Source organism: Ramlibacter sp. GS1-15 (genome assembly GCF_057785015.1).
This window is the reverse complement of record NZ_JBYNTU010000001.1, coordinates 401,105-428,023: the sequence shown is the minus strand read 5'-3', so window position 1 is coordinate 428,023 and position 26,919 is coordinate 401,105. Positions and strand designations below refer to the sequence as shown.

At 66.8% G+C, this 26,919-nt stretch carries 36 protein-coding genes and 1 tRNA gene; 3 read left to right on the top strand and 34 right to left on the bottom strand.

What is annotated here, in order from left to right; genetic code table 11:
- Positions 1–83: 83 nt before the first annotated feature.
- Positions 84–1,043: a M23 family metallopeptidase gene (locus AC3EF3_RS02180; RefSeq protein ID WP_488530518.1), complete on the bottom strand. Its 960-nt coding sequence runs from the start codon at positions 1,041–1,043 to the stop codon at positions 84–86.
- Between the two features lie 14 nt (positions 1,044–1,057).
- Between AC3EF3_RS02180 and AC3EF3_RS02175 the strand changes: the two genes are divergently transcribed.
- Positions 1,058–1,381, top strand: coding sequence for a hypothetical protein (locus tag AC3EF3_RS02175; protein WP_488530517.1), 324 nt, complete (start codon positions 1,058–1,060; stop codon positions 1,379–1,381).
- Between the two features lie 38 nt (positions 1,382–1,419).
- Here AC3EF3_RS02175 and AC3EF3_RS02170 read toward each other — a convergent pair.
- From AC3EF3_RS02170 to petA, 6 genes are all read right to left on the bottom strand, one after another.
- Positions 1,420–1,494: transfer RNA gene (locus AC3EF3_RS02170), tRNA-Thr, on the bottom strand.
- A 32-nt stretch (positions 1,495–1,526) separates the two neighbouring features.
- Positions 1,527–2,039, bottom strand: a complete 513-nt coding sequence (locus AC3EF3_RS02165; protein ID WP_488530516.1) for a ClpXP protease specificity-enhancing factor — start codon at positions 2,037–2,039, stop codon at positions 1,527–1,529.
- A gap of 12 nt (positions 2,040–2,051) precedes the next feature.
- Positions 2,052–2,663: a glutathione S-transferase N-terminal domain-containing protein gene (locus AC3EF3_RS02160; protein WP_153584510.1), complete on the bottom strand. Its 612-nt coding sequence runs from the start codon at positions 2,661–2,663 to the stop codon at positions 2,052–2,054.
- A 93-nt stretch (positions 2,664–2,756) separates the two neighbouring features.
- A complete protein-coding gene (locus AC3EF3_RS02155) occupies positions 2,757–3,515 on the bottom strand; it encodes a cytochrome c1 (protein ID WP_488530515.1) in 759 nt (252 codons plus the stop codon).
- Positions 3,516–3,528: 13 nt separating this feature from the next.
- Positions 3,529–4,959: a cytochrome b gene (locus AC3EF3_RS02150; protein WP_488530514.1), complete on the bottom strand. Its 1,431-nt coding sequence runs from the start codon at positions 4,957–4,959 to the stop codon at positions 3,529–3,531.
- A 10-nt stretch (positions 4,960–4,969) separates the two neighbouring features.
- Positions 4,970–5,569, bottom strand: coding sequence for a ubiquinol-cytochrome c reductase iron-sulfur subunit (gene petA / locus AC3EF3_RS02145; protein ID WP_488530513.1), 600 nt, complete (start codon positions 5,567–5,569; stop codon positions 4,970–4,972).
- A gap of 126 nt (positions 5,570–5,695) precedes the next feature.
- Between petA and mscL the strand changes: the two genes are divergently transcribed.
- A complete protein-coding gene (mscL, locus tag AC3EF3_RS02140; RefSeq protein WP_488530512.1) occupies positions 5,696–6,139 on the top strand; it encodes a large conductance mechanosensitive channel protein MscL in 444 nt (147 codons plus the stop codon).
- On the opposite strand, the gene pdxA is transcribed toward mscL, so the two are convergent.
- On the bottom strand, positions 6,126–7,148 hold the full coding sequence (gene pdxA, locus AC3EF3_RS02135; RefSeq protein ID WP_488530511.1) for a 4-hydroxythreonine-4-phosphate dehydrogenase PdxA: 1,023 nt from the start codon (positions 7,146–7,148) through the stop codon (positions 6,126–6,128). The two genes, mscL and pdxA, sit on opposite strands and share 14 nt — an antisense overlap.
- Complete coding sequence (locus AC3EF3_RS02130) at positions 7,145–7,903, bottom strand: Nif3-like dinuclear metal center hexameric protein (protein WP_488530510.1); 759 nt, start codon at positions 7,901–7,903, stop codon at positions 7,145–7,147. The genes pdxA and AC3EF3_RS02130 overlap by 4 nt, the downstream gene beginning before the upstream one ends.
- A gap of 123 nt (positions 7,904–8,026) precedes the next feature.
- Here AC3EF3_RS02130 and AC3EF3_RS02125 point away from each other — a divergent pair, with 123 nt between their 5' ends.
- On the top strand, positions 8,027–9,184 hold the full coding sequence (locus AC3EF3_RS02125) for a S1C family serine protease (protein ID WP_488530509.1): 1,158 nt from the start codon (positions 8,027–8,029) through the stop codon (positions 9,182–9,184).
- Positions 9,185–9,201: 17 nt separating this feature from the next.
- Here AC3EF3_RS02125 and tatC read toward each other — a convergent pair whose 3' ends face one another.
- The 25 genes from tatC to AC3EF3_RS02000 form a co-directional block, all read right to left on the bottom strand.
- The gene (gene tatC / locus AC3EF3_RS02120) at positions 9,202–9,984 is read right to left on the bottom strand and encodes a twin-arginine translocase subunit TatC (RefSeq protein WP_488530508.1); all 783 of its coding nucleotides are present in this window, start codon (positions 9,982–9,984) and stop codon (positions 9,202–9,204) included.
- Between the two features lie 9 nt (positions 9,985–9,993).
- A complete protein-coding gene (gene tatB / locus AC3EF3_RS02115; protein ID WP_488530507.1) occupies positions 9,994–10,467 on the bottom strand; it encodes a Sec-independent protein translocase protein TatB in 474 nt (157 codons plus the stop codon).
- Between the two features lie 34 nt (positions 10,468–10,501).
- Complete coding sequence (gene tatA / locus AC3EF3_RS02110; protein WP_488530506.1) at positions 10,502–10,747, bottom strand: Sec-independent protein translocase subunit TatA; 246 nt, start codon at positions 10,745–10,747, stop codon at positions 10,502–10,504.
- A 78-nt stretch (positions 10,748–10,825) separates the two neighbouring features.
- Positions 10,826–11,185: a histidine triad nucleotide-binding protein gene (locus AC3EF3_RS02105; RefSeq protein ID WP_488530505.1), complete on the bottom strand. Its 360-nt coding sequence runs from the start codon at positions 11,183–11,185 to the stop codon at positions 10,826–10,828.
- A 32-nt stretch (positions 11,186–11,217) separates the two neighbouring features.
- Positions 11,218–11,574, bottom strand: a complete 357-nt coding sequence (locus tag AC3EF3_RS02100) for a DUF4870 family protein (RefSeq protein WP_488530504.1) — start codon at positions 11,572–11,574, stop codon at positions 11,218–11,220.
- A gap of 1 nt (position 11,575) precedes the next feature.
- Positions 11,576–11,941 carry a phosphoribosyl-ATP diphosphatase gene (locus AC3EF3_RS02095; RefSeq protein WP_488530503.1) on the bottom strand — a complete coding sequence of 122 codons (366 nt, stop codon included), beginning with the start codon at positions 11,939–11,941 and terminating at the stop codon, positions 11,576–11,578.
- Complete coding sequence (gene hisI, locus AC3EF3_RS02090; RefSeq protein WP_488530502.1) at positions 11,938–12,327, bottom strand: phosphoribosyl-AMP cyclohydrolase; 390 nt, start codon at positions 12,325–12,327, stop codon at positions 11,938–11,940. Before hisI ends, AC3EF3_RS02095 begins: the two co-directional genes overlap by 4 nt.
- A 24-nt stretch (positions 12,328–12,351) precedes the next feature.
- On the bottom strand, positions 12,352–13,131 hold the full coding sequence (gene hisF / locus AC3EF3_RS02085) for an imidazole glycerol phosphate synthase subunit HisF (protein ID WP_488530501.1): 780 nt from the start codon (positions 13,129–13,131) through the stop codon (positions 12,352–12,354).
- Positions 13,131–13,871: a 1-(5-phosphoribosyl)-5-[(5-phosphoribosylamino)methylideneamino]imidazole-4-carboxamide isomerase gene (gene hisA / locus AC3EF3_RS02080; RefSeq protein ID WP_488530500.1), complete on the bottom strand. Its 741-nt coding sequence runs from the start codon at positions 13,869–13,871 to the stop codon at positions 13,131–13,133. The genes hisF and hisA overlap by 1 nt, the downstream gene beginning before the upstream one ends.
- A gap of 44 nt (positions 13,872–13,915) precedes the next feature.
- The gene (hisH, locus tag AC3EF3_RS02075; protein ID WP_488530499.1) at positions 13,916–14,560 is read right to left on the bottom strand and encodes an imidazole glycerol phosphate synthase subunit HisH; all 645 of its coding nucleotides are present in this window, start codon (positions 14,558–14,560) and stop codon (positions 13,916–13,918) included.
- Between the two features lie 11 nt (positions 14,561–14,571).
- Positions 14,572–15,168: an imidazoleglycerol-phosphate dehydratase HisB gene (hisB, locus tag AC3EF3_RS02070; RefSeq protein WP_488530498.1), complete on the bottom strand. Its 597-nt coding sequence runs from the start codon at positions 15,166–15,168 to the stop codon at positions 14,572–14,574.
- Positions 15,165–16,241 (bottom strand): histidinol-phosphate transaminase, encoded by a 1,077-nt coding sequence (gene hisC / locus AC3EF3_RS02065; RefSeq protein ID WP_488530497.1) that lies wholly within the window; start codon positions 16,239–16,241, stop codon positions 15,165–15,167. The genes hisB and hisC overlap by 4 nt, the downstream gene beginning before the upstream one ends.
- A complete protein-coding gene (gene hisD / locus AC3EF3_RS02060) occupies positions 16,238–17,557 on the bottom strand; it encodes a histidinol dehydrogenase (RefSeq protein WP_488530496.1) in 1,320 nt (439 codons plus the stop codon). Before hisD ends, hisC begins: the two co-directional genes overlap by 4 nt.
- On the bottom strand, positions 17,554–18,213 hold the full coding sequence (gene hisG / locus AC3EF3_RS02055; RefSeq protein ID WP_488533716.1) for an ATP phosphoribosyltransferase: 660 nt from the start codon (positions 18,211–18,213) through the stop codon (positions 17,554–17,556). The genes hisD and hisG overlap by 4 nt, the downstream gene beginning before the upstream one ends.
- On the bottom strand, positions 18,213–19,475 hold the full coding sequence (gene murA, locus AC3EF3_RS02050) for a UDP-N-acetylglucosamine 1-carboxyvinyltransferase (protein WP_488530495.1): 1,263 nt from the start codon (positions 19,473–19,475) through the stop codon (positions 18,213–18,215). Before murA ends, hisG begins: the two co-directional genes overlap by 1 nt.
- 5 nt (positions 19,476–19,480) lie before the next feature.
- A complete protein-coding gene (locus tag AC3EF3_RS02045; RefSeq protein ID WP_488530494.1) occupies positions 19,481–19,729 on the bottom strand; it encodes a BolA family protein in 249 nt (82 codons plus the stop codon).
- Positions 19,726–20,481 (bottom strand): ABC transporter permease, encoded by a 756-nt coding sequence (locus AC3EF3_RS02040; protein WP_488530493.1) that lies wholly within the window; start codon positions 20,479–20,481, stop codon positions 19,726–19,728. The genes AC3EF3_RS02045 and AC3EF3_RS02040 overlap by 4 nt, the downstream gene beginning before the upstream one ends.
- The gene (locus AC3EF3_RS02035) at positions 20,478–21,395 is read right to left on the bottom strand and encodes an ABC transporter ATP-binding protein (protein ID WP_488530492.1); all 918 of its coding nucleotides are present in this window, start codon (positions 21,393–21,395) and stop codon (positions 20,478–20,480) included. The genes AC3EF3_RS02040 and AC3EF3_RS02035 overlap by 4 nt, the downstream gene beginning before the upstream one ends.
- Before the next feature lie 53 nt (positions 21,396–21,448).
- A complete protein-coding gene (locus AC3EF3_RS02030; protein WP_488530491.1) occupies positions 21,449–21,721 on the bottom strand; it encodes an STAS domain-containing protein in 273 nt (90 codons plus the stop codon).
- 7 nt (positions 21,722–21,728) lie between these two features.
- A complete protein-coding gene (locus AC3EF3_RS02025; protein ID WP_488533715.1) occupies positions 21,729–22,394 on the bottom strand; it encodes an MlaC/ttg2D family ABC transporter substrate-binding protein in 666 nt (221 codons plus the stop codon).
- A gap of 62 nt (positions 22,395–22,456) precedes the next feature.
- Positions 22,457–23,254 (bottom strand): MlaA family lipoprotein, encoded by a 798-nt coding sequence (locus AC3EF3_RS02020; RefSeq protein WP_488530490.1) that lies wholly within the window; start codon positions 23,252–23,254, stop codon positions 22,457–22,459.
- Between the two features lie 8 nt (positions 23,255–23,262).
- Positions 23,263–23,748 (bottom strand): outer membrane lipid asymmetry maintenance protein MlaD, encoded by a 486-nt coding sequence (gene mlaD / locus AC3EF3_RS02015; protein ID WP_488530489.1) that lies wholly within the window; start codon positions 23,746–23,748, stop codon positions 23,263–23,265.
- A gap of 18 nt (positions 23,749–23,766) precedes the next feature.
- Entirely contained in the window at positions 23,767–24,552 is a 786-nt protein-coding gene (mlaE, locus tag AC3EF3_RS02010; protein ID WP_488530488.1) for a lipid asymmetry maintenance ABC transporter permease subunit MlaE, read from the bottom strand.
- Entirely contained in the window at positions 24,549–25,367 is an 819-nt protein-coding gene (locus AC3EF3_RS02005) for an ABC transporter ATP-binding protein (RefSeq protein ID WP_488530487.1), read from the bottom strand. Before AC3EF3_RS02005 ends, mlaE begins: the two co-directional genes overlap by 4 nt.
- Before the next feature lie 64 nt (positions 25,368–25,431).
- A complete protein-coding gene (locus AC3EF3_RS02000) occupies positions 25,432–26,898 on the bottom strand; it encodes a glutamate synthase subunit beta (protein WP_488530486.1) in 1,467 nt (488 codons plus the stop codon).
- Positions 26,899–26,919: the final 21 nt, after the last annotated feature.

Genomic DNA, 26,919 nt, shown 5'->3' with positions numbered 1-26,919 from the left:
GCGCCCCGGCGGTGATGTGTCTTCCCAGGAGGTGGGGCTGCGGCGGGCCAAACCAATAGCCCGCTGCGGCGAAGAGCAGGATTTTACCTGCGGGCGCCCGCCGTCGCCGCGATGCGCCCCGCCTGCGCCATGGGCAGGTTGCTGCCCGCGGAAAGGAACTTGTGCGGGTCCTGCGGCACGCCTTGCACCAGCACTTCGAAGTGCAAATGCGGGCCGGTGGAGCGGCCCGTGGTGCCCACCGCGGCGATCTTCTGGCCGCGCTTGACCACGTCGCCCTGCTTCACGAACACGCGCGAAGCATGGGCATAGCGGGTGATGAGGTTGTTGCCATGATCGATCTCGACCATGTTGCCGTAGGCGGGATGCAGTTCCTGCGTGACCACCACGCCGCCTGCGGCCGCCAGGATGGGCGTGCCTTGCTGCGCCTCGAAATCCATGCCGGTGTGCAGGGCCGTGCGGCCGGTGAACGGGTCGATGCGCCAGCCGAACGGCGAGCCGAGCGGCGCGTTCGCGACCGGCTGCTGCGTCGGCAGCATCATCTTGCCGATCTTCTGGTCGATCAGGCGCGACTCGAGCACGGTGAGCAGGTCCACCTGGTGGCCGCTGGACTGCTCCAGCTGCGCGAGGGTGGACTGCAGTTCCTCCATCGACAGCGGCCGGGCGTCGATCAGCGCGCCGCCCTGGCCCGCCGGCTGGCGGAAGTCCGCGATGTTCACGCCCGCCAGGCCCGACACGCGCTCGCCCAGCGCGTCGAGCTGCACGAGCTTGGCCTGCATCTCGCCGAGCTTGCGCGCCATCGCATCGAGGTTCTCGCGCATGAAGCGGTCGCGTTGCTCGAATTCGTCGCGCACGACGAACTTCACCAGGGCGCCCACGACAGGCCAGCCTTCGCGCGCGCCCTTGAGGAACACCCAGTGGTACATGCCCGCGGCGCACAGCATGAGCGCGAGCGACATGGTCAGCATGGCGGCGACGAGCTGCAAGCCGCTCAGGTGCACCGCGCGGCTTCTGGCGAGCGATGCGTCCGTGATAATGAAATGCACTGCACTATCTCCCCATGACGACGCCTGCCCCGAACCGCCGATTCGTGCCCGTCCTCCAGGCCATGGAGGACGCACCGACCCTGGCGCGGCTCGTGCAACTCGCGCGCGAATCGCGCGAGCGGCTCGAGGCTGTCGAATTCCTGATCCCCAAACCGTTGCGGTCCGCCGTCCGGGCCGGGCCCATCGATGGCACCGGCTGGTGCCTGCTGGTGGACAACAACGCCGCGGCGGCGAAGCTGAGGCAGGTTCTGCCCGCTCTGACTGCTGAGCTTCAGCGCCGGGGTGCGCAGGTTAACGCAATTCGGCTCAAGGTCCAACTTGTTGGCAAGCGAACGTAACAGCCGGCCCGGCGAGCGGGACGGCGGGCGCAGGGGGATGGTGCCGATTGTCCGATTTGAACGGACGACCTACCGCTTACAAGGCGGTTGCTCTACCCCTGAGCTAAATCGGCCGGGTGCGGGTGGATTCTAGGCGTCGCACGCGTCACTTGACGCGTTTGAGCGCCGGGCGCGGGCCGCTGGGCGGGCGCGGCGGCTCGTCATCGGAGCCGGGGCCTTCGCCGGCCTCCGGATTCACGAGCTGCACGATCTTGTTGTCCTCGTCGACGCCGCCGGCCGCGGGCACGCTGGTCAGCGGTGACGACTTGCCCGCCGGCGCGTCCTGGGCCCCACCTTGCACCGGCACCGGGAAAGCCATGCCCTGCCCGTTCTCGCGCGCGTAGATCGCGATGACCCGGTTGACCGGCACCATGATCTCCCGGGCGGTGCCGGCAAAGCGCGCCTTGAACTCGATGAAGTCGTTGCCCAGTTTCAGCGACGAGGTCGCGTCGAAGCTGATGTTCAGCACGATCTCGCCGTTCTTGACGTACTCGCGCGGCACCTGCACCGTGTCGTCGACCAGCACGGCCACGTAGGGCGTGAGCCCGTTGTCCGTGCACCAGTCGTACAGGGCACGGATCAGGTACGGTCGGGTCGACGTCGATTCCAGCGCGTTCATCGTCTGCGCAGTTTATTTGCGCATCACCTTTTCGGAGGGCGTCAGCGCCTCGATGTAGGCCGGGCGCGAGAAGATGCGCTCGGCGTACTTGAGGAGCGGCGCCGCGTTCTTGGACAGCTCGATGCCATAGTAGTCCAGGCGCCACAGCAGCGGGGCAATGGCGACGTCCAGCATCGAGAAATTGTCGCCCAGCATGTACTTGTTCTTGAGGAACACGGGCGCGAGCTGCGTCAGGCGGTCGCGGATGTGCGAACGCGCCTTCTCCAGCGCCTTCTCGTTGCTCTTCGCCGCGCGCGACTCGAGCGTGCTCACGTGCACGAACAGTTCCTTCTCGAAATTGAGCAGGAACAGGCGCACGCGCGCGCGGTCCACCGGGTCGCCGGGCATCAGCTGCGGATGCGGGAAGCGCTCGTCGATGTACTCGTTGATGATGTTGGATTCGTACAGGATCAGGTCGCGCTCGACCAGGATCGGCACCTGCCCGTACGGGTTCATCACGTTGATGTCCTCGGGCTTGTTGTACAGGTCGACGTCGCGGATCTCGAAGTCCATGCCCTTCTCGAACAGCACGAAACGGCAGCGATGGGAGAAGGGGCAGGTGGTTCCGGAATACAGGACCATCATGATGGCGGTTCCTTAAACAGTAAGGGTGGACGCAAGTCCACCCGAGGCAAATTCAGCGTGGAAGGATGCGGCCCGGCTGCGGGCCGCGCTCCCTCATTTGATATCTTTCCAGTACGCAGCGTTCAGGCGCCAGGCCAAGACCGTGAAGAGCACGAGGAACAGCAGCACCCAGACGCCGACGCGCACGCGCGAGTTCTGCGCCGGCTCGCCCATCCATTGCATGTAGTTCACCAGGTCGCCGACCGCGTGGTCGTACTCGACGGTGGTCATCGTGCCGGGCGTCAGCTGTTTCCAGCCGGTGAAGACCTTTTCCGGGTGGCCGTGGACCTCGCGTTCGTCGAAGACCGGCTCGCGCTCGCCCTGCAGCTGCCACAGCGCGTGCGGCATGCCGACATTGGGGAACACCAGATTGTTCCAGCCCGTCGGACGCGACGGGTCGCGGTAGAAGGTGCGCAGGTAGGTGTAGAGGTAGTCCGCGCCGGTGCCGCCATGACCCGAGCGCGAGCGCGCGATCAGCGTCAGGTCGGGCGGGTTCGCGCCGAACCAGTCCTTGGCCTGCTTCGGGTCGATCGAGGCCTTCATGGTCTCGCCGACCTTGCCGGTGGTGAAGAGCAGGTTGTCCTTGATCTGCTGCTCGCTCAGCCCGATGTCGCGCAGACGGTTGTAGCGCATGTACGCGGCCGAGTGGCAGTTCAGGCAGTAGTTGACGAACAGCTTGGCGCCGTTCTGCAGCGAGGTCAGGTCGTTGAGGCTGTTGGGCGCCTTGTCCCAGGCGACGCCTTCTTCGTTGGCGAAGGCGCTGCCGGCGGCGAGGCCGAGGACGGCGACGAGCGCGAGGAGGATCTTCTTCATTCGTGTGCTCCGCTCAGTGCGCGACGTAGGTGATGCGGTCCGGCACGGGCTTGAATTCGCCCAGGCGCGTCCACCACGGCATCAGCAGGAAGAAGCCGAAGTAGAACAGCGTGCCGATCTGCGAGATCAGCTGGCCCGTCGGCGACGGCGGCTGCGTGCCGAGGTAGGCCAGCACGACGAAGTCGACCACGAACACCGCGTAGACCCACTTGTGCCAGCCCGGACGGTAGCGGATGGACTTCACCGGGCTCGCGTCCAGCCAGGGCAGGAAGAACAGGATGACCACGGCGGCGCCCATGACGACCACGCCCCAGAACTTCGGGTCGATGCCGTCCACGCCCATGAACGCGAACGCGCCGAACAGCCACAGGAACACCAGCGCGATCACCGCCAGGATGGCCTTGGCGGCCGCCGCGGCGCGGCCCTTGACGAACACCCAGGCCACCGTGACCACGAGGATGATCGAGAGCGCATACATCATCTGCGTCGTGATGGCGCGCAGCATCGAGTAATACGGCGTGAAATACCAGACCGGCGCGATGTGCGCGGGCGTCTTCAGCGGGTCGGCCGGGATGAAGTTGTTGTACTCCAGGAAATAGCCGCCGCCTTCGGGTGCGAAGAAGATGATGGCGGAGAACACCATCAGGAACACGCCGACGCCGAAGATGTCGTGTACGCTGTAGTACGGGTGGAAGGGGATGCCGTCCACCGGCTTGCCGTTCGCGTCCTTCGGCCCGGCCTTGATCTCGACGCCATCCGGGTTGTTGGAGCCGACGTCGTGCAGCGCCAGGATGTGCGCAGCCACCAGGCCGAGCAGCACCAGCGGCACCGCGATCACGTGGAAGCTGAAGAAGCGGTTCAGCGTCGCGTCGCCGACCACGTAGTCGCCGCGGATCCACGTGGAGAGGTCCGGGCCGATGAAGGGGATCGCGGAGAACAGGTTGATGATCACCTGCGCGCCCCAGTAGGACATCTGGCCCCAGGGCAGCAGGTAGCCCATGAAGGCCTCCGCCATCAGCGTGAGGAAGATCGCGCAGCCGAAGATCCACACCAGCTCGCGCGGCTTGCGGAAGCTGCCGTAGATCAGGCCGCGGTACATGTGCAGGTACACGACGATGAAGAACGCCGAGGCGCCTGTCGAGTGCATGTAGCGGATCAACCAGCCCCAGGGCACGTCGCGCATGATGTACTCGACCGACTCGAACGCCTTGGCCGCGTCCGGCTTGAAGTGCATCACGAGGAAGATGCCGGTGAGGATCTGGATGACCAGCACCAGCATGGCGAGCGAGCCGAAGAAATACCAGAAGTTGAAGTTCTTCGGCGCGTAGTACTCGGACATGTGGTCGCGGTACAGCGCGAACGCGGTGGGGAAGCGGTTCTCGAACCAGTTCGTGACCTTCGCGGTCGCCGAGGCGTTCGGGGAGATTTCCTTGAATTCAGCCATATGCCCTCCCTCAAGCCTTGTTGTCTTCGCCGATCAGCAGGCGCGTGTCGGACATGTACTTGTGCGGGGGCACCTCGAGGTTGTCCGGTGCGGGCTTGTTCTTGAACACACGGCCGGCCAGGTCGAAGGTCGAGCCGTGGCAGGGGCAGAGGAAGCCGCCCGGCCAGTCGTCCGGCAGCGAAGGCTGCGGACCCGGCACGAAACGGTCGGTGGGCGAGCAGCCCAGGTGCGTGCAGATGCCCACCACCACGAGGATCTCCGGCTTGATCGAGCGCGCCTCGTTGCGCGCGTACGCGGGCGTGAGTTCGTCGGGCTTGCGCTTGGACTGCGGGTCGGCCAGTTCGGCGTCGTGCTTGGCGAGATTCGCCACTTCCTCGGGCGTGCGCTTGACGATCCACACCGGCTTGCCGCGCCACTCCACGGTCATCTTCTCGCCCGGCTTCAGCGCGGAAATGTCCACTTCCACGGGAGCGCCGGCGGCTTTCGCGCGCTCGGAGGGCTCGAAGCTGCTCACGAAGGGAACGGCCACGAATCCGGCACCAATCGCGCCGGCGCAGCTGGACGCGATCAGCCAGGTTCGCTTGCTGGCGTCCATGGGAGTGTCACTCATGGGGGTCCTCGGGATTGTGCTTATCAGGGTCAACCCGCGATTGTATCTGAGCGCGTCTCTCGGATTCAACGCTGGCCGTGTTGCTGGACCGCATACTTCGGCTCTTCGAACCAAAGGAGTGCACGCATGGGCATGCTGAAGGAGTTTCGGGATTTCGCCGTCAAAGGCAACGTCGTGGACCTCGCGGTGGGCGTGATCATCGGTGCCGCGTTCTCGAAGATCGTGGACTCGCTGGTGGGCGACGTCATCATGCCGATCGTCGGCCGCATCTTCGGCTCGCTCGACTTCTCGAGCCACTTCATCGTGCTGGGAAACGTGCCGCCGGGCGTGGGCCAGACGCTGGCCGACCTAAAGAAGGCCGGCGTGCCCGTGCTGGCCTACGGCAGCTTCATCAGCATCGTGGTGAATTTCCTGATCCTCGCCTTCATCATCTTCATGATGGTGCGCGCGATCAACAGCCTGCGCCGCCAGCAGGAAGTGGAGAAGCAGGCCGGCACGGCCGCGCCCGTCGCGCCGCCCGAAGACATCCAGCTGCTGCGCGAAATCCGCGACTCGCTCAGGTCGCGCTAAGGGCTTTCGCCACGCGGATCGCCTCGACGAGGCTCGCCTCGTCGGCGCGCCCCGTCCCGGCGATGTCGAACGCGGTCCCGTGATCCGGGCTGGTTCGCACCAGCGGCAGCCCCAGCGTGACGTTCACGCCCTTTTCGACGCCGAGGTACTTCACCGGGATCAGCCCCTGGTCGTGGTACATCGCGACCACCACGTCGAATTCGCCGCGGCGCGCACGCATGAACACGGTGTCCGGCGCGACCGGGCCGTGCGCTTCGATGCCCTCCTTGCGCGCGGCCCCGATCGCCGGCGCGATCACCTCGATTTCCTCGCGGCCGAACAGGCCCGCCTCGCCCGCATGCGGGTTCAGTCCCGCGACGCCGATGCGCGGCGCCCGGCCCAGCGCGCGCGTCAGCGACTCCTGCGCGATGCGCAGCGTTCCCAGCACGTTGTCGAACGTCACGGCGGCGATCGCGTCGCGCAGCGACATGTGGATGCTCACGAGCACGGTGCGCAATTCGTCGTTGGCCAGCATCATGCGCACCGGCACGTCGCGCGTGTCCTTGCCCAGATGCGTCGCCGCTTCGGCCTGCAGCAGTTCGGTGTGGCCGGGGAACGGCAGGCCGGCCGCCGCGAGCGCCTCCTTGTGCAGCGGGGCCGTCACGATCGCGGCGATCTCGCCGTGCAGCGCGGCGCGCGCTGCCCACACCACACTGTCGGCGGCGGCCCGGCCCGCACCGGCGCTCACCTCGCCCCAAGCCGGCAGCGCATCGAGTTGCGCCACCGGCAGCACGGGAATGCAACGGGGCGGCACGGCGAAGGCTTCGCGCGGATCGTCGATGATCGCGACAGGCAGGCCCGGCTCCCCCTGCTTCGCGATCGCCTGCGCGCCGCGGCGGATGGCTTCGACATGGCCCGCCACGAAGCATGCGCGGGTGACGTCCGCATGCTCGCGGAAGGCCTTGGCGATGATCTCGGGCCCGATGCCCGCCGCATCGCCCATGGTGATCGCGACCGGCAGCTTTTTCATGCGGGGTTGTCGATCTCGATGAACTGGTGCTCGATGCCGAGCTGCGCCGCGACCTGCCCGGCCGTCGCGGGCGCGCCGTACCGTTCGCTCGCATGGTGGCCGCAGGCGATGAAGGTCACGCCGCATTCGCGCGCATAGTGCGCCTGCGGCTCCGACAGCTCGCCGGTGATGAACGCATCGGCGCCCGCCGCAATCGCGGCTTCGAAATAGCCCTGCGCGCCGCCCGTGCACCAGGCGATGCGCCGGATCGGCGCGCGGCCGCCGTCGATCCAGCGCGAGGCCACGCGCAGCGCGCCGTCGACATGCGAGGCCAGTGCCTTCGCATCGGCGAACGCGCCGCCGTCCGCGCGCTCGCCGATGAATCCCAAGTCCTGGTCACCGAAACGCGAGCCCGCGACCAGGGCCAGCTGAACGCCGAGCTGCGCGTTGTTGCCGAATTGGGGCTGTGCGTCCAGCGGCAGGTGGTAGGCGAAGAGGTTGACGTCGTGCGCGAGCAGCAGTGAGAGGCGCTGCTTCAGCCAGCCGGTCACGCGCCCGTCCTGGCCGCGCCAGAACAGCCCGTGGTGCACGAAGATCGCGTCGGCCCGCGCGCCAATCGCCGCCTCGATCAGGGCACGGCTGGCCGTGACCCCGGAGACGAGCCGTCGCACCTCGGGCTTGCCTTCCACCTGCAGGCCGTTGGGCCCGTAGTCCTTGAAGCGCTCGGGTTGCAGGAGGGCATCGAATGCCTGCAGGAGTTCTTGCGCGCTGGCCATGTCGGATCGGATGCGGGGAAGTCTACACTTGCAGCAACGATGCCCCCACGCTCCTTCACTTCGTGTAATCCGCTGCCCCCCGAGGGGGCCTCAGCCTCCTTCGGGCGGCCGTGCGGAGGCTGAATGCGTCGCTTCTGGCTGCTCTTCTCGCAATCGGTCACGGTCCTGCTCGCGGCGTACTTCGTCGTGGCGACGCTCAAGCCCGACTGGATCGGCCGCGGCGCACGCAGCACCGGTCCCGGCGTATCGATGGTGGAGGCGCCGTCCGTGCCGACCACCATCAGCGGCCCGCCGCCTGCCGGCAGCCTGCGCGTTGCCGCCCAGAAAGCCTCGGCGGCCGTGGTGAGCATCAACACCCTGAAGACGCCGGAACGCAACCCGCAGCTCAACGACCCGTGGTACCGCTTCTTTTTCGGTGAACAGGGCAGCGAGCCGGTGGCCGGCCTGGGCAGCGGCGTGATCATGAGCGGCGACGGCTACGTCCTCACCAACAACCACGTGGTCGAAGGCGCCGACGAGATCGAGGTCGTGCTCAACGACAGCCGCCGCGCGCGCGGCAAGGTGATCGGCACGGACCCGGACACGGACCTGGCCATCCTCAAGATCGCACTCGATCGACTGCCCGTGATCATGCTCGGCAACTCCGATGCGCTGCAGGTGGGCGACCAGGTGCTCGCCATCGGCAACCCGTTCGGCGTCGGGCAGACCGTGACGGCCGGCATCGTCAGTGCGCTCGGCCGCAACCAGCTCGGCATCAACGAGTTCGAGAACTTCATCCAGACCGACGCGGCGATCAATCCCGGCAACTCGGGCGGCGCGCTGGTCGACGTGAACGGCGCGCTGATGGGGATCAACACCGCGATCTACTCGCGCTCGGGCGGCAGCATGGGCATCGGCTTCGCGATTCCCGTGAATACCGCGCGCCAGGTGCTCGAGGGCATCGTGAAGGAAGGCAGCGTGAAGCGCGGCTACATCGGGGTCGAGCCGGCGGACCTGTCACCCGAACTGATGGAAACCTTCGGTGTGAAGGCGAACTCGGGTGTGCTGATCACCGGTGTGCTGCAGAGCGGGCCGGCCGCGCAGGCCGGCATCCGTCCCGGCGACGTGATCGTCCGACTGGGCGACAAGCCGATCGCCAATGTGTCGGAACTGATGACCAACGTCGCCGCGCTCAAGCCTGGCACGCCCGCGAAATTCCGGGTGCAGCGCCGCGACGAATCGCTCGACCTCACGGTGACCCCGGGCCTGCGACCGCGCGGGCGCCCCGGCCAGCGACGTTAGGAGCCTAGGCTCCCAGCCTACTTGTTGACGACCGGCGCTTGTTCTTCCGGCGCCTGCGTGTGCTTGATGAACACCTGCGCGGCCCACAGGCCCACCTCGTACAACAGGATCATCGGAATGGCGAGCGCGAACTGCGACACCAGGTCGGGCGGCGTGATCACCGCCGCGATGACGAAAGCGACCACGATGAAGTAGGAGCGGAACTCCTTGAGCTTGTGCACCGGCACCACGCCCATGCGCGCCAGCACGACGACCACGATCGGGACTTCGAAGGCCGCACCGAAGGCGAGGAACATCGTGAGCACGAACCCGAGATAGGCCTCGATGTCCGGCGCCGCCGTGATGCTCTTGGGGGCGAACTGCTGGATGAAGTGGAACACCCGCCCGAAGACGAAGAAATAGCAGAACGCCACGCCCAGGAAGAACAGCAGGGTGCTGGAAACCACCAGTGGCAGCACGAGCTTCTTCTCGTGGGTGTACAGGCCCGGCGCGATGAACGCCCAGGCCTGGTACAGCACCACCGGCAGCGCACCGAGGAAAGCGGTCATGAGCAGGATCTTCAGCGGCACCAGGAAAGGCGAGATCACCGACGTGGCGATCAGCGTCGCCCCTTGCGGGAGGTTCGCCACCAGCGGCGCGGCCAGGAAGTCGTACAGCTGGGCCGGACCCGGGTACACGAAGAGGGCGCCCGCGACGATGGCGACTGCGATCGCCGCCTTGATCAGGCGGTCGCGCAGTTCGACCAGGTGGGCGACGAAAGGCTGCTCGGTCCCCGCGAGCTCGTCATCGGGATCGGCCATGTGCTCGGTCTAGTTGTATTTCTGCGGACGGTAACGCGCCACGCGCGCCGCGCCCGACAGGGCCTTGGTGCGGATGCCGTTGCGGGCCTTGTACCACTGCGGGGTGGCGCCCTGCTTGAGCCGCCATTTCTTCTTCGGGTGGCGGTACTCGGGATAGACGATCTGTGTCGCGTCGGGCAAGGCGGCGGACGCGCCCGTCGCCACGGCCGCGGCGTCGCTCAGCTCGCGCTCGATGTCGCGCACGCCGGAATGGATCGAGGTCTCGACGTCGCGGGCGGCGCTTTCGACCTCGGTCTTCATCTTCTTGAGCTCCTCGAGCTCGATCGAGCGGTTGACCTCCGCCTTCACGTCGTTGACGTAGCGCTGGGCCTTGCCGATCAGTGCGCCGACGGTGCGCGCGACCCTCGGGAGCTTTTCGGGCCCGATCACGATCAGCGCCACGGCGCCGATCACCATCATCTTCTCGATGCCGAGGTCGATCATTCTTTCGAGTCAGCGCGCGCGCCTCGCGCCCGCGTCACGAACGGTTCTTGGCTTCGACGTCGATCGTGCGGTCGGACGGCGGCTGCTGCGACGACGTGACCTGGTTCTGCGTTTGCGGCGGCACCGGCGTCTCGGGCGCCTGGCCGTCGCGCAGGCCGTCCTTGAAGCCCTTCACCGCGCCGCCCAGGTCCGAGCCGAGGTTGCGCAGTTTCTTGGTGCCGAACACGAGAAGGACGATGACAAGGACGATCAGCCAATGCCAGATGGAAAAGGAACCCATGGAAATCTCTCCTGACTGTTGGGTGCGATTCTAGTCCGCGCCCAAGGTTCAACCTCCGCTGCTACGGGGCGTTGCAGCTCAGCCTTTTTTCCACGGGCGGGGGCCGCCGAACACGTGGATGTGGAGGTGGTGCACTTCCTGGCCGCCGTCATCGCCGGTGTTCACGACGATCCGGTAGCCGCCCTCGGGGTACGGGCGGCAGCCTTCCCTGACGGCCAATTTCGGCGCCAGCGCCATCATCCGGCCCAGCAGTGGCGCGTGGCGCTCCTCGACCTGCGCCATCGAGGGGATGTGCTCCTTCGGCAGCATGAGGAAATGCACGGGCGCCCACGGGTTGATGTCGTGGATGACGACCATCTCGTCGTCCTCGTGGACCTTGCGCGAGGGGATCTGGCCTTGCGCGATCTTGCAGAAGATGCAGTTCGGGTCGGTGTGCATTGTTGTCGGGTTCCGTGAAGGATTCACTGCATTCACTGGGGCGGGCGGTGGTCGTTGAACCGCAGCCAGCCGCGCACGCAGCGGTAGATGTACCAGAGCCCGACGATGCTGTAGGCGATCCAGCCGGGCACGACGAACAACAGCCACAGCGGCCCGGTCACCACCAGCCACAGCATCGTCCACCAGAACGTGGCGATCATGTAGCTGTGGTGCGCGGCGTACAGGGCGTCATGCTCGTCGGCGCGCTTGATGTAGTTGATCACCAGCGCCACCACCGCCAGCGACCACATCGTGAACGGCGCCACGGTGTGCAGGCCGTACAGCACGTGCATCGTGCTGCGGTCGGCCGGCGTCTTCATCTCGAACTCGGCGTAATCGGTCTGGGCCATTTCACTCCCCTCCTTGCTCGCGCTGGCGCACCTTGCGCAGCGCTTTTTCTTCGATGCCGCTGGTGCCGGCCCGCCGCTCGAGTTCCGCGATCACGTCGGCCGGCGACAGTCCGTAGCGCGCGAGCGCGATCATGCAGTGGAACCAGAGGTCCGCGACCTCCGACACGAGCTTCCCCGCGTCGCCGCCGTGGTCCGCATCCTTGGCGGCCATGACGACTTCGGTCGCTTCCTCGCCGACCTTCTTGAGGACCGCGTCCGAGCCTTTCGACAGCAGGCGTGCGACGTAGCTCTGGTCCGGATCGCCCCCCTTGCGGCTTTCGATCACCGCGGCGAGTTTGGCCAATGAATCGTTGGTAGACGTGCTCACTTGTAGATCTTTTCCGGGTCCTTCAGCACCGGCTCCACCGTGTGCCAGGCGCCGTTCTTGTACAACTGGAAGAAGCAGCTGTGGCGGCCGGTGTGGCAGGCGATCGACGGGTCGTGGCCCAGTTGCGTGACCTTCAGCAGCACGACATCGTTGTCGCAGTCGAGGCGGATCTCGTGCACGGTCTGCACGTGGCCCGACTCCTCGCCCTTGAACCACAATTTCCCGCGCGAACGGCTGTGGTAGACGGCGCGACCCGTCTCGGCCGTGAGCCTCAGGGCCTCCCGGTCCATCCACGCGAACATGAGCACGTCGCCGGTGGCGGCCTCTTGCGCGATCGCCGGCACCAGCCCCTGCGCGTCCCACTTGACTTCATCCAGCCAGTCCATGCGCCTATTGTGGCGCAAGGCGACTCACATCCGCATCGGGATGCCGCGCTGGGCCATCAGGGCCTTGGCCTGGCCGACCGTGTATTCGCCGTAGTGGAAGATGCTGGCGGCCAGCACGGCATCGGCGCCGCCCTGCTGCACCCCTTCGGCCAGGTGCTCCAGGTTGCCGACGCCACCGGAGGCGATCACCGGGACGGGGACCGCATCGCTCACGGCGCGCGTGAGTCCCAGATCGAAGCCGGTCTTGGTGCCGTCGCGGTCCATGCTCGTGAGCAGGATCTCGCCCGCGCCGCGACGCGCCATTTCGACGGCCCACTGCACCGCGTCCAGCCCGGTGTTCTTGCGCCCGCCGTGGCTGTACACATCCCAGCCCGGACCGCGTGCCTTCTCGTCGTCGACCGAACGGCGCTTGGCGTCGATCGCGACCACGATGCATTGCGCGCCGTACTTGCCCGACGCCGCGTCGATCACGTCGGGGTTGGCGATCGCGGCGGAGTTGAAACTGGTCTTGTCCGCGCCGGCGTTGAGCAGGCGCCGCACGTCTTCCACCGTGCGCACGCCGCCGCCGACGGTGAGCGGGATGAACACCTGCGCCGCGACGGCCTCGATGATCGGCAGGATCAGGTCGCGCCCGTCGCTGGTGGCGGTGATGTCCAGGAAGGTGATCTCGTCGGCGCCCTGTTCGTTGTAGCGCGCCGCGATTTCCACCGGGTCCCCCGCGTCGCGCAGCTGCACGAAGTTGACACCCTTGACGACGCGGCCGCCGGTGACGTCCAGGCAGGGGATGATGCGCTTGGCGAGCATTACGCGGAGAGTTCGTCGGCGCGCGCCTGGGCCTTGACGAAATCGAGGTCGCCCGAATAGATCGCGCGGCCGCAGATCACGGCCTCGATGCCTTCGTCCTCCACGGCGCAGAGTTTTTCGATATCGGGGATGCCCGCCAGGCCGCCCGAAGCGATCACCGGAATGGTGAGCGCCTGCGCGAGCTTCACCGTCGCGTCGATGTTGATGCCGGTGAGCATGCCGTCGCGGCCGATGTCGGTGTAGACGATGGCCTCCACACCCCAGTCCTCGAACTTGCGCGCGAGGTCGACCACCTCGTGGCCGGTGAGCTTGCTCCAGCCGTCGGTCGCGACCTTGCCGTCCTTCGCATCGAGCCCGACGATCACGTGGCCGCCGAACGCGGTGCAGGCGTCCTTGAGGAAGCCCGGGTTCTTCACCGCGGCCGTTCCGATGATCACGTAGCGCAGCCCGCCGTCGATGTATTTCTCGATGGTGTCGAGGTCGCGGATGCCGCCGCCCAGCTGCACCGGGATGTCGTCGCCGACGGCCTTGAGGATGGACTTCACGGCCGCGAAGTTCTGCGGCTTGCCGGCGAACGCGCCATTGAGGTCCACCAGGTGCAGCCGGCGCGCACCCTTTTCCAGCCAGTGGCGCGCCATGGCCGCCGGGTCTTCGCTGAAGGTGGTCGCCTGCGACATGTCGCCCTGCTTCAGGCGCACGCAATGTCCGTCTTTGAGATCGATGGCGGGGATCAGGAGCATAGGGGGCGGGCGCGGGAGGAAGCCGTCAGGGGACGGCGCCGCGCTCAGGGGTTCCAGTGGAGGAAGTTTCGATAAAGGGCCAAGCCTTGGTCCGCGCTTTTCTCCGGATGGAACTGGGTGGCGAAAATATTATCGCGGGCGATGGCGGCGGTAAAGCGCGTGCCGTACTCGGCCTCGCCGACGCTGTGGCGCGCATCCGACGGGCGGGCATAAAAGCTGTGGACGAAATAGAACCAGCTGCCGTCCGCCACGCCCGCCCACAGGGCGTGTGGCTGCGACTGCAGGACGCGGTTCCAGCCCATTTGCGGCACCTTGTAGCGGCTGCCGTCCGGCTGGAATTTTCCGGCCAGTTCGAACTTGATCACCTCGCCATGGATCAGGCCCAGGCCTTCGGTGGGTCCTTCCTCGCTGCGATCGAGCATCATCTGCATGCCGACACATACGCCCATCAGCGGCTTGCTGGCGGCGGCTTCGAGCACCGGCTCCAGCAGGCCGGAGTCGCGCAGTTCGCGCATGCAGTCGGGCATCGCCCCCTGTCCCGGGAGCACGACGCGTTCGGCTGCGCGCACCTCTTCGGCACGCGAGGTGACGATCACCTCGAAGGGGCTGCCCTGCGCGACATGGCGCACCGCGTTCGACACCGAACGCAGGTTGCCCATCCCATAGTCGACGACCGCGACCGTCCTCATCGCCCAACGCCCTAGAGCGATCCCTTCGTCGAAGGAATGGTGCCCGCCGCGCGCGGATCGAGCTCCACCGCCGCCCGCAGCGCGCGGGCGAAGGCCTTGAACACGGTCTCGCACTGGTGGTGCGCGTTCTCGCCGCGCAGGTTGTCGATGTGCAGGGTCACGAAGGCATGGTTGACGAAGCCCTGGAAGAACTCGTGTGCCAGCTGGGTGTCGAAGGTGCCGATCATGCCGCTCTTGAAGGGCACGTTCATGACAAGGCCCGGACGGCCCGAGAAATCGATCACCACGCGCGACAGCGCCTCGTCCAGCGGCACGTAGGCATGACCGTAGCGGCGGATGCCCTTCTTGTCCCCGATCGCCTTCGCCACGGCCTGGCCGAGCGTGATGCCGACGTCCTCCACCGTGTGGTGGCCGTCGATGTGCAGGTCGCCCTCGGCCTGGATATCCAGGTCGATCAGCCCGTGACGCGCGATCTGGTCCAGCATATGGTCGAAGAAGCCGATGCCCGTCGAGAGCTTGGCCTGGCCCGTGCCGTCCAGGTTCACGCGCACGGCGATCTTCGTTTCCGCGGTGTTCCGGACGATTTCGGCGGTGCGTGCAATGGTCATAGGGATGCCAGCAAGGCCTCGATCATGCGCGTGTTCTCGTCGTGGGTGCCGACGGTCAGGCGCAGGCAGTTGGCCAGCAATGGATGCATTTTAGAAACGTTCTTGACCAGCACGCCGCGGGTCTTCATGCCCTCGAAGGTCTTTGCGGCGTCCGGCACGCGCACCAGGATCATGTTGGCATCGCTGGGCCAGGACTTCAGGCCCGAAACGGTGTGCAGAACGCCTTGCAGCCGCTCGCGCTCCTCGCGCAGGTCGCGCGCCTGTCGCGCGAAGACGTCCGAATGCGCCAGCGCGACGAGCGCGCATTCGCAGTTCAGGACGCTGATGTTGTAGGGCGGGCGCACCTTGTCGATCTCGCCCACCAGCTCCTTCTTGCCGATGAGATAGCCGATGCGCACGCCGGCCAGGCCGAACTTGCTCATCGTGCGCATGAGCAGCACGTGATCGTGCCGGGTCAGCCGCCCGGCCCAGCTGCGGCTGGAGAACGGCTGGTAGGCCTCGTCGATGACCACCAGGCCCGGAGCAGCCTGGATGATCTTTTCGATCACGGCATCGTCCCACAGATTGGCGGTCGGGTTGTTCGGGTAGGCGATGAAGATGACCGCCGGCCGGTGCTCGCGGATCGCCTCGAGCATCGCGCGCTCGTCCAGCTCGAAATCCGGCGTGAGCGGCACGCCGACGAACCTGAGCCCCTGCAGCTTCGCGCTCATCTCGTACATCACGAAGCCGGGCACCGGTGCGAGGATGCTGGCGCCCGGAACGTCGCAGGCCATGGCGATCAGCGAGATGATCTCGTCGGAGCCGTTGCCCAGCATGATGTCGTAGCCTTCGGGCATGCCGGCGTGGGCCGCCAGCGCGCGGCGCAGGTCGTTCACCCGCTCGCCCGGATAGCGGTTCAGTGCCAGCCCGCCGAGGCGCTCGCCCAGTTCGGCCTGCAGTTGCGGGGGCAGCCGGTGCGGGTTCTCCATCGCATCGAGCTTGATCAGCCCTGCCGAGGGCTGGATGGCATAGGCGTGCATCGATTGCACGTCCTGCCGGAACACTTGCTTCGCCCGGGTCAGCGCTTCGCTCATTTCTTCAGTCTCATCTCGGCTGCGCGCGCATGCGCCTGCAGCCCTTCGCCGTAAGCCAGCTCCGCCGCGATGGCGCCCAGCACCTGCGCGCCCGCCTCGCTCACCTCGATCAGGCTGCTGCGTTTCTGGAAGTCGTACACGCCCAGCGGGCTCGAGAAGCGCGCCGTGCTGCTGGTGGGGAGCACGTGGTTCGGGCCTGCGCAGTAATCGCCCAGGGATTCGCTGGTGAACGCGCCAAGGAAGATCGCCCCGGCGTGCTTGAGCAACGGCTCCCACCGGTGCGGCTCGCGGCTCGCGATTTCCAGGTGCTCGGGCGCGATGCGGTTGCTGATCGCGCAGGCTTCTTCCATCGAGCGCGTATGGATCAGCGCGCCGCGGCCGCCGAGCGACTTCGCGATGATCTCCGCGCGCGGCATCTGCGGCAGCAACTTGTCGATTTCGGCCTGCACACGAGCGATGTAGTCCGAATCGGGACACAGCAGGATCGACTGCGCGAGTTCGTCGTGCTCGGCCTGCGAGAACAGGTCCATCGCGACCCAGTCGGGCGGGGTGGTGCCGTCGGCCAGCACGAGGATCTCGCTCGGCCCCGCGATCATGTCGATGCCCACCTGGCCGAACACGCGGCGTTTCGCGCTGGCCACGTAGGCATTGCCCGGGCCGGTGATCTTGTCGACGCGCGGGACGGTTGCCGTGCCGCAGGCGAGCGCGCCGACCGCCTGGGCACCGCCGATCGTGAACGCGCGATGCACGCCGGCGACATGGGCGGCGGCGAGCACCAGGGGGTTCTTCTCGCCGCGCGGCGTCGGCACGACCATCACGATTTCGCCCACGCCGGCGACGTGCGCCGGGATCGCGTTCATCAGCACCGACGAGGGATAGGCCGCCTTGCCGCCGGGCACGTAGATGCCGACTCGATCGAGCGGCGTCACCTTCTGCCCGAGCAGCGTGCCATCGGCATCGCGGTACGACCAGCTTTCGCCGCTCGCGCGCTTCTGGGCCTCGTGGTAGCTCCGCACGCGCGCTGCGGCCGATTGCAGCGCGTCGCGCTGCTTCGCGGGCAAGCCTTCGAACGCCGCCTTCAGCTCGGCAGGCTGCAGTTCGAGCGCGCGCAGGTCCTTCGCGTCGACGCCGTCGAAGCGCGCCGTGTACTCCAGCACCGCCGCATCGCCGCGCTTGCGCACGTCGGCGAGGATGCGCTCCACGGCTTGCTCCACGCCCGCGTCGGTTTCCGCGGACCAGTGCAGGCGCTGGGCGAATCGCTGCTCGAAGTCCCCTTCGGTGGTGGCGAGGCGCAGCGGCCGGGCGGTCCCGTTCATTTGGCTTTCCCGATCGCGCCGGCGAACGCGTCGATCACGCCGCGGATCGCTTCCTGTTTGAGCTTCAGCGCGGCCTGGTTCACGACCAGGCGCGAGCTGATGTCCATGATGCGTTCGACCTCGACGAGGTGGTTCGCCTTCAGTGTGTTGCCCGTCGAGACGAGGTCCACGATCGCGTCGGCCAGTCCCGTGAGCGGCGCCAGTTCCATGCTGCCGTACAGCTTGATCAGGTCGACGTGCACGCCCTTGGCGGCGAAGAACTCGCGCGAGATGTTGACGTACTTGGTCGCGACCTTCAGGCGCGAACCCTGGCGAACGGCGTTGGCGTAATCGAAATCCGAACGCACGGCGACGCTGACGCGACATTTCGCGATCTGCAGGTCCAGCGGCTGGTACAGGCCGGTGGCGCCGCCCCAGCCCGCGTTGTGCTCGATCAGCGTGTCCAGTCCCGTCACGCCGAGGTCGGCGCCGCCGTACTGCACATAGGTCGGCACGTCGCTCGCGCGCACGATCACCACGCGCACGTCGGGCCGGCTGGTCGCGAGGATCAGCTTGCGCGACTTCTCCGGGTCCTCGAGCACCTCGATGCCCGCGGCCCTCAGCAGCGGCATCGTCTCGTCGAAGATGCGTCCCTTGGACAGCGCGAGCGTGAGCATCACTTGGCCCGCTCGATGTCGGCGCCGATGGCGCGCAGTTTCTCTTCCATCTGCTCGTAGCCGCGGTCCAGGTGGTACACCCGGTCGACTTGCGTCTCGCCTTCGGCGACGAGCCCGGCGATCACCAGCGACGCGGAGGCGCGCAGGTCGGTCGCCATCACCTTCGCGCCCGACAGGCGCTCCACGCCCTCGATCAGCGCGAACTTGCCGTCGACCTCGATCTTCGCGCCCAGCCGCACCAGTTCGTTCACGTGCATGAAGCGATTTTCGAAAATGGTCTCGGCCACCTTCGACGTGCCGTTGGCGACGACGTTGAGCGTCATGAACTGCGCCTGCATGTCGGTCGGAAAGCCGGGGTACTCGGTGGTGCGGAAGCTCTGGGCCGCCAGGCGCCCCTTCGAGCGGATACGAATGCCGGCTTCGACTGCGCTCACTTCCGCACCGGCCTCGCGCAGCTTGTCGATCACCGCCTCGAGATGGTCGGCGCGACCACCGCGCAGCAGGATGTCGCCGCCGGTGGCCGCGACGGCGCACAGGAAGGTGCCGGTCTCGATGCGGTCGGAGACGACCCGGTGCGTGCAGCCATGGAGCTTCTCCACGCCCTGGATCGTAATGCGGCCGGTGCCCTGGCCTTCGATGCGCGCACCCATCTTGATCAGCATCTCGGCCAGGTCGGTGATCTCCGGCTCCTGCGCCGCGTTCTCCAGCACCGTCTCGCCTTCGGCCAGCGCGGCGGCCATCAGGAAGTTCTCGGTGCCGGTCACGGTGATCATGTCGGTGCGGATGCTCGCGCCCTTCAGCCGCTCGCGGCCCTTGGGAAGCTTCGCGATCATGTAGCCGTGCTCGACCACGATCTCCGCGCCCATCTGCTGCAGGCCCTTGATGTGCTGGTCGACCGGCCGCGAGCCGATCGCGCAGCCGCCGGGCAGCGAGACCGTGGCCTCGCCGAAACGCGCGAGCAGCGGACCGAGCGCCAGCACGGACGCGCGCATCGTCTTCACCAGTTCGTAGGGTGCCTCGGGAAAGTGCAGCGGCGCCGCGTCGATGCGCACCCGCTGCTCGTCGCGTTCCACCGCCACGCCCATGTTCCTGATGAGCGTGATCATGGTCGCGACGTCCTGCAGGCGTGGCACGTTCTCGAGGACGACGGGCTCGTCGGTGAGCAGGGCGGCGCAGAGCTCCGGCAGGGCGGCGTTCTTCGCGCCGGAAATCCGGACCTCGCCGTGGAGCTCACGGCCCCCGCGGATCAATAGCTTGTCCATGTCGGTCAGTGTTGATGGCTGGCGCTCGCCCACTCGGCGGGCGTGAAGGTCCGCATCGACAGCGCGTGGACCTCGTCGGTCCTCATTCTCTCACTCAGCGTGGCATAGACCCGCTGGTGCCGCTGGATCAGGCGCTTGCCCTCGAATTCGGGCGACACGATGACGGCTTCCCAGTGGCGGCCGTCCCCGGTCACTTCGAGGTGCTCGCAGGGCAGGCCCGCGGCGATGATGGTTTCGAGCTCGCTGGAAGTCATGCCCGGATTTTGTAGCCGATGCGAAGCAGGTGGACGGCCACGGCGCCCACCCCGACCATTGCGACGCCGACGATTCCCACGCTGAGCCAAGGGGAGACATCGCTCACGCCGAAGAAGCCGTAACGAAAGCCGTCGATCATGTAGAAGAACGGGTTCAGGTGGCTCACCCGCTGCCAGAAATCGGGCAGCGAGTGGATCGAATAGAACACGCCCGACAGGAACGTCATGGGCATGATGATGAAATTCTGGAACGCGGCCATCTGATCGAACTTCTCGGCCCACAGGCCCGCGATCAGGCCCAGCGCCCCCATCATCGCCGAGCCGAGCAGCGCGAACACCAGGATCCACAGCGGCTGGGCGAACCCGGGCTGGCCGAAGATCACCGTCACGACGAACACGCCCACGCCGACCATGATGCCGCGCGCCATCGAGGCGCCGACATAGGCGAGGAACCAGCTCCAGTGCGACAGCGGCGTGAGCAGCAGGAACACGAGGTTGCCCGTGATCTTGCTCTGGATCAGCGACGAGGAACTGTTGGCGAAGGCGTTCTGCAGCACGCTCATCATCACGAGCCCGGGCACCAGGAACGCCTTGTAGTCCACGGTGCCGTAAACGTTCTTCGTGCCTTGCAGGACATGGCCGAAGACCAGCATGTAGAGGACGGCCGTGAGCACGGGGGCGCCCACCGTCTGGAAACTCACCTTCCAGAAGCGCAGCACCTCCTTGTAGAAGAGGGTTTCCCAACCACTCATGCCGTGGCCGCCTTTTCGGACATCACGTCCAGGAACACGTCCTCGAGGTCGGCCTTGCGGATTTCGACGTCCTCGACGCGCAGGCCCGCCTGGCGGATCTCGGCGAGGTACTGCTCGATCTCGTGCGCGTCATGCGCAGGCAACTGCACGATGCGGCCGGTCACACGCGCCTTGCCTGCGAAGGACTCGGGCAGGGCCGAATCCATCTTGAATCGCAATACGTTGCTCGAGGCGGCCTTGAGCAGTTCGCTGGTGCGCTCCAGCGCCACCACGCGGCCGGTCTTGAGCATCGCGATCCGGTTGCACAGCGCCTCGGCTTCCTCGAGGTAATGGGTCGTGAGCAGCACGGTGTGCCCCTGCTTGTTCAGGCGGGCGATGAACTGCCACAGGGTCTGGCGCAGTTCGACGTCGACACCGGCCGTGGGCTCGTCCAGCACGATGACCGGCGGCTTGTGCACCAGTGCCTGCGCGACCAGCACGCGCCGTTTCATGCCGCCCGAGAGCTGGCGCATGTTGGCATGGGCCTTGTCGGCCAGGCCCAGGCTGGCGAGCAGCTCGTCGATCCAGTCGTCGTTGTCCTTCACGCCGAAGTAGCCGGACTGGATCCGGAGCGTCTCGCGCACGCTGAAGAACGGGTCGAACACCAGTTCCTGCGGCACGACGCCCAGCTGGCGCCGCGCCTGCGCGTAATCGGCCTGCACGTCGTGGCCCTGCACGGCGACGCGGCCCGAGGTGGCCTTGGCGAGGCCCGCGAGGATGCTGATCAGGGTGGTCTTGCCCGCGCCGTTGGGACCCAGCAGGCCGAAGAACTCGCCTTCTTCGATGTCGAAGCCGACGTCGTCCAGCGCCTTGAAGCTGCCGCCCCCGCGCGAGGGAAAGACCTTGGTGACGTTCTGGAACGAGATCGCGGGCATGGGGAACCCGCGATTTTACGGGCGAGGACTGAAAGCCGCCGCCGAGGGGGCTCTCAGGCCCGTGCGGGCAGCAGTTGCGCCACGCCGTACACCGACGCCAGCTCGCGCAGACGCGCCGGCATGTGCGCGACGGCGAACGACTTGCCCCGGGCCATTGCCTCGCGCCGGCAATCGAGCAACACCGCGAGTGCCGACGAATCGAAACGTTCGAGCGATCCGGCGTCGGCCACCACGGTGCCTTCCGTCTCCGAACGCAGCGCCTGCGCGAGCATGCGCGCGCAGGCGGGCGCATGCTCGTGCGTCAATTCGGCGGGCAGCACCAGCATCGCTGCGTCAACCCCGCTTGGGCGTTCCCGGGGGCGGCGTGGGCGTTTCGTTGGACCGGTTGCGCTCTTCCAGCGCGGCGATCAGGCCATCGATGCCCTTGCTGTTGGCAAGCTCGGCGAACTGGTTGCGGTACGTTTCCACCATCCAGACGCCCAGCACGTTCAGGTTGTAGATCTTCCAGCCCGCGCCTTCGCCCGGTGTCTTTTCCAGGCGGTAATCGAGCTGGATCGGGTCGCCCCGGCCGCGGATTTCCGTGCGCACCACCACTTCCTTGTCGTCGGCTGCGGCGCGCAAAGGCTTGACGGCGATGGTCTGGTCGTTCACCTGCGACAGTGCGCCCGAGTAGGTGCGCACCAGCAGGACCTTGAATTCATCCTCGAGCTTGCGCTTCTGTTCCGGCGTGGCCTGGCGCCAGGCCGGGCCCACGGTGGCGGCCGTCATGCGCGCGAAGTCCACGTTGGGCATGATCTTGGAGTTCACCAGCGCGAGGATGCGGTGGGTGTCGCCGGCCCGGATCTTGTCGTCCGACTTGATGGCGCCCATCACCTCGTCCGAGAGGCGCTTGATGAAGGCGTCCGGTGCCTCGTCGGCGAGCGCCCACTGCGGCAGGCCGAAAGCAGCCACCGCCGCGATGCAGGCGGCCCAACGGGCAAAGGTTCGTCTTTTCAAAATCTACTTCCTTTCGAAACTGAACAGGGTTGGAGCGCCCCCGTCGGACGGGGTTCCCTGCAACCTTAACGCGCGGGAGCCGATGCCGGTTGGCCTGGCGGGGCAGCGGGCTCGACAGGCGGAATCTGGCCCTCATCCGGACTGGGCTCGGCACCGTCGGTGTCGGACTGCTTGAAATCGAACACCTCCGCCTGACGTCGCTGCAGGTAGGCATCGCGCGTGAAACTGTACTTGTCGAGTGCCGCCTGGTCGATCAGGCCGCCCACACGCAGCAGGTTGGACCGCCGGTCGATCGCGCGCAACACATACAGTGACGTACGCTCATCCGTGTGCGGCATCCGCCAGACGAGGTCGCCCTTGGTGTCGACCGGCAGCGCCAGGGTGTCGCGCAGCGTGGACGGGCCCAGCAGCGGCAGCACGATATAGGGGCCCGCAGGCACGCCCCAGCGGCCCAGCGTCTGGCCGAAATCTTCGTGGTGCTTCTCGATGTTCAGGTCGCTGGCGATGTCGAAGAGGCCGCCCAGGCCCACGATCGTGTTGACGTGGACGCGCGAGAGGCTGTCGCCCGCGTCCTGGAAGCGCAACTGCAGCAGGCTGTTGACGAGGGTCCAGACATCCTGCAGGTTGCCGAAGAAGTTGGCGACGCCGGTGCGCACCAGCGGCGGCACGCTCTCGCGGTAAATGGTCGCCGCGGGCCGGAGTACGACTGAATCGACCTTGTCGTTGAATTCCATCGTCTTGCGGTTGAGAGGCTCGAGCGGGTCGCGTGGATTGGGGCCGGGAATGCCGGCGCAACCGGCCAGCACGGCGCCCGCCAGCAGCAGGCCCGCAATGCGCGCAATGCGCCGCGCGCTGCTCTTCATCGTTGCTCTCATTTCTTCGTCGCCTGCCCTGCCGGCGCGCCCTCAGCCGCCTTGTTGTAGAGGAACTGACCGATCAGGTTCTCCAGCACGACGGCCGATTGCGTCGTGCTGATGGTATCGCCGGCCGCCAGGTTCTTGTCATCGGCGCCCGGCTCGATGCCCACGTATTGTTCGCCCAGCAGGCCGCTGGTGAGGATCTTGAGCGAGCTGTCCTTCGGGAAGGTGTAGCGCGTCTCGAGCGCGAGCGTGACCCGCGCCTGGAAGCTCTTGTCGTCGAAGGTGATCGAGTCCACCCGGCCCACCACCACGCCGGCGCTCTTCACGGCCGCCTGCTTCTTCAGGCCGCCGATGTTGTCGAACTTCCCCATGACGCGGTACGTCGGCTGGAAGCTCAGGGACAGCAGGTTGGCGGATTGCAGGGCGAGGAACAGGATCGCCGCTGCCCCCAGCAGCACGAACAGGCCGACCCACACATCGCTTCGGGAACGTTCCATCTCTTGGCTCTTTCTTCCTCAGATACTGAACATCATCGCGGTGAGCACGAAGTCGAGCCCCAGCACCGCGAGCGAGGCCACCACCACCGTGCGCGTCGTCGCGCGCGACACGCCCTCGGGTGTGGGCTGCGCCTCGAATCCTTCGAGCAGCGCGACGAACGTGACCGTCACGCCGAACACGAAACTCTTGACGACGCCGTTGCCGACGTCCTTCCAGACGTCGACGCCGCCTTGCATCTGCCCCCAGAACGCGCCCGGGTCCACCCCGATCAGCGCCACGCCGACCAGCCAGCCGCCGAGGATGCCGACGGCGCTGAACACCGCGGCCAGCAAGGGCATGACGATCACGCCGCCCCAGAAGCGCGGCGCGAGGATGCGCTGCACGGGGTCCACGGCCATCATCTCCATGGCGGACAACTGCTCGCCCGCCTTCATCAAGCCGATCTCGGCGGTGAGCGAGGTGCCCGCACGCCCGGCGAACAACAAGGCCGTGACCACCGGCCCCAATTCGCGCACCAGGCTCAGGGCGACCAGCAGGCCGAGCGCCTCCGAGGACCCGTAACGCTGCAAGGTGTAGTAACCCTGCAGGGCCAGCACGAAACCGACGAACAGGCCCGAGACCGCGATGATCGCGAGCGAATAGTTGCCGAGGAAGTGCACCTGGTCGCGCACCAGCCCGAAGCGCCGCATCGCGGCGCCGAATTGGGCTGTCAGGCGCAGCAGCAAGCGTGCGCCGTAACCCAGGTCGGCCAGTTTGCGCCGGGTGGCGAAACCCACGTTGGCGGGATGCAGCCAGGCGATCATCGCGCGAGCCCCCGGTCGAAATCCTGCGCCACCGTGGGGCCGGGATAGTGAAAGGGCACCGGCCCGTCGGCACGCGCATGCACGAACTGGTCGATGAGCGGGTCCTTGGAGGCCCGGACCTCCTCGGGGGAGCCTTGCGCGGCCAGCTTGCCGTTGGCCAGGATGATCACGTGATCGGCGATGAGGAAGGTCTCTTCCAGGTCGTGCGAAACGACCAGGCTGGTGATGCCCAGCGCGTCGTTGAGGCTGCGGATCAGTTGCGCGATCGTGCCGAGCGAGATCGGGTCGAGCCCGGCGAACGGTTCGTCGTACATCACGAGCTCGGGGTCGAGCGCGATCGCACGCGCCAGCGCGATGCGGCGTGCCATGCCACCCGACACTTCGCGCGGCATCAGGTCGCGCGCGCCGCGCAGGCCCACGGCATTGAGCTTCATCAGCACGATGTCCCGAATGAGGTCCTCGGGCAGTTGCGTGTGTTCGCGCAACGGGAAGGCGACGTTCTCGAAGACCGACAGGTCGGTGAAGAGCGCGCCGAACTGGAACAACATGCCCATGCGCCGACGCGCCGAATAGAGACCCGCGGCATCGAGCGAAGCGACCTCCTGCCCGTCGAACCGGACCTGCCCGGCGCGCGGGCGGATCTGGCCGCCGATCAGGCGAAGCACGGTGGTCTTGCCGCCGCCGGACGCGCCCATGAGGGCCGTGACCTTGCCGCGGGGAACCGTGAACGTCAGGTCCTCCAGCACGAGCCGCTCACCGTAGCCGAAGCTCAGGTGACGACATTCGACGATGGGCCTCGGGTCGGGGTCCGTCATTCAGGGTGGGTTGGGTGGAAACCCTGAATGATAAGTGCTGAGCTGGATGCTTGCTTGGACCGGCTCAGCGAGGCAAGTCACTGAATCCCATCAGGAATTCATCGACAGCCCGGGCAGCCTGGCGCCCTTCGCGGATCGCCCAGACCACCAGCGACTGGCCGCGGCGCATATCGCCCGCCGCAAACACCCTGGGCACGCTCGTCGTGTAACCGCCGATGAAGTCGGTGCTCGCCTTCGCGTTACCGCGCGCGTCCTTGTCGACGCCGAAGCCTTCGAGGATGGTCTGCACGGGGCTGACGAACCCCATGGCGAGCAGCACGAGATCCGCCTTGTATTCCTTTTCGGTACCGGGAACCTCGTTGAACTTGCCGTCCTTGAACTCCACGTGCACCGTCTTGAGGCCCGTGACCTTGCCCTTGTCGCCGATGAATTCCTTGGTGGCGATGGCGAACTCGCGCTCGCAGCCTTCCTCGTGCGAAGAGCTCGAACGCAATTTGTACGGCCAGTACGGCCAGGTCAGCTCCTTGTTCTCCTGCTCGGGAGGCATCGGCATCAGCTCGAACTGCGTCACGCTCTTCGCGCCGTGGCGGTTGCTGGTGCCGACGCAGTCGCTGCCGGTGTCGCCGCCGCCGATCACGATGACGTGCTTGCCGGCCGCGGAGATCTGGCCCTTGACCTTGTCGCCCGCGTTGACGCGGTTCTGCTGCGGCAGGAACTCCATCGCGAAATGGATGCCGTCCAAGTCGCGGCCCGGCACCGGCAGGTCGCGCGACTGCTCGGCGCCGCCCGTGAGCAGCACCGCGTCGAAGTCCTTCAGCAGCGCCTTCGGGTCGACCTGCTCCTTGGCGAGGTTCATCACCTTCGAGCCTTCGGGCAGCTTGCCGACCATCACGCCCGTGCGGAACGTGACGCCTTCGGCCTTCATCTGCTCGACGCGGCGATCGATATGGACCTTCTCCATCTTGAAGTCGGGGATGCCGTAGCGCAGCAGGCCGCCGATACGGTCGTTCTTCTCGAACAGCGTCACGTCGTGGCCCGCGCGCGCGAGCTGCTGCGCGGCGGCCATGCCGGCCGGGCCCGAGCCCACGACCGCCACCTTCTTGCCCGTCTTGTTCCTGGCGACGCGCGGCTTGACCCAGTGGTGCTCCCACGCACGATCGATGATCGCGTGCTCCAGCGACTTGATGCCGACCGCCTCGTCGTTCACGTTGAGCGTGCATGCCGCCTCGCAAGGCGCGGGACAGATGCGGCCCGTGAACTCCGGGAAGTTGTTCGTCGAGTCGAGCACCGCCCAGGCGTTTTGCCAATCCTGCCGGTACACCAGGTCGTTGAAGTCCGGGATGATGTTGTTCACCGGGCAGCCCGAGTTGCAGAAGGGCGTGCCGCAATCCATGCAGCGCGCGCCCTGCACCTTGGCCTGCTCGTCGGTAAGCCCCAGGACGAATTCCTTGTAATGCTTCACGCGCTCGGGCACGGGCTTGTAGCCCTCCTCGATGCGCTCGAATTCCATGAAGCCGGTGATCTTGCCCATTCGTGTGCTCCGTCCTGTCCT